The 1,067-nt window shown below is 68.3% G+C and carries 1 pseudogene; it reads left to right on the top strand.

What is annotated here, in order from left to right:
- Window positions 1-131: 131 nt before the first annotated feature.
- Window positions 132-1,067, top strand: a pseudogene (locus B4M62_RS03590) (hypothetical protein); the annotation flags it as partial.

The following is a 1,067-nucleotide window of genomic DNA, read 5'->3' as shown; positions in this document are numbered from 1 at the left end:
GTAGGACACCGCCGAACACAATTTACGATTCAGGCCCCACACATTTGTGTGGGGTCTGAATCTTTTTCCGGTATCGGTGTATTCGCCGGTAGTGTGGTCGTGGTAGTCAGCAGAAGAATGGAATAGCGAAGATGAGCGCAGGGGATAGCAGGCCGGCCCGGGGCGGTCGGCCGGACGGTGATCGCCAGGGTGGTCGGTCTGGCGGCGGGCGGTCCGGCGGTGGCCGGCCGGGCAGCGGCGCTGCTGGTCGTCCCCCCGGCGGCCGGTCCGGGGACGGCAGGCCGGGCGCTAGGCGCCCGGCTGGCAACGCGGAGAATGCAAGCCGGGCTCGTAAGCACCCCGACGACCCGGCCTTGCCCGACGATATCGCGCCAGCTGATCTCGATCCGGCGGTTCGGCGCGACCTGCGGACGTTGGACAAGGCAAACGCGGACGCGGTGGCCCGACACCTGGTCATGGTCGGACGTCTCGCAGACGAGGACCCGGTGCTGGCATTGAGCCATGCGCGCGCCGCCCGGAATAGGGCGAGCCGGATCGGCGTCGTGCGCGAAACGGTCGGCATTGCCGCCTACCACGCCGGCGAATGGCAGGAAGCGCTGAGTGAGTTGCGCGCAGCACGACGGATTCTGGGCGGGAGTGCGCTACTTCCGCTGATCGCTGATTGTGAACGCGGCCTCGGCCGTCCCGAGCGCGCGCTCGAGATTGCCCGTGGCGACGACGCCCGGAGCCTGACGGCTGACGATCGGCTCGAGATGCTGATCGTCGAGGCCGGCGCTCGCCTCGACCTCGGTGAAGCCGACAAAGCCGTGGTCACGCTGCAAGCCGCCGACTTGGCACCGGGCCAAACGGGTCCCGAGGCGACGCGACTGTTCTACGCCTATGCCGAGGCGTTGCTCGCCGCCGGCCGGCGCGATGACGCGATGACCTGGTTCATGAACGCGGCATCGGCTGATGTTGACGACCTCACCGACGCCGAGTTGAGGCTGGTCGAACTCGCCGATAGCCCGCCGGGACTGCCGACAGGGCCCGAAGTTTCATCGGCCGTGGCCGTGGTGTCGCCTGAGGTG

The organism is Gordonia sp. UBA5067, assembly GCF_002414845.1.
Classification (GTDB): Bacteria; Actinomycetota; Actinomycetes; order Mycobacteriales; family Mycobacteriaceae; genus Gordonia; species Gordonia defluvii.
The sequence above is the reverse complement of the archived record's forward strand: the minus strand, read 5'-3'. Positions and strand labels throughout refer to the sequence as shown.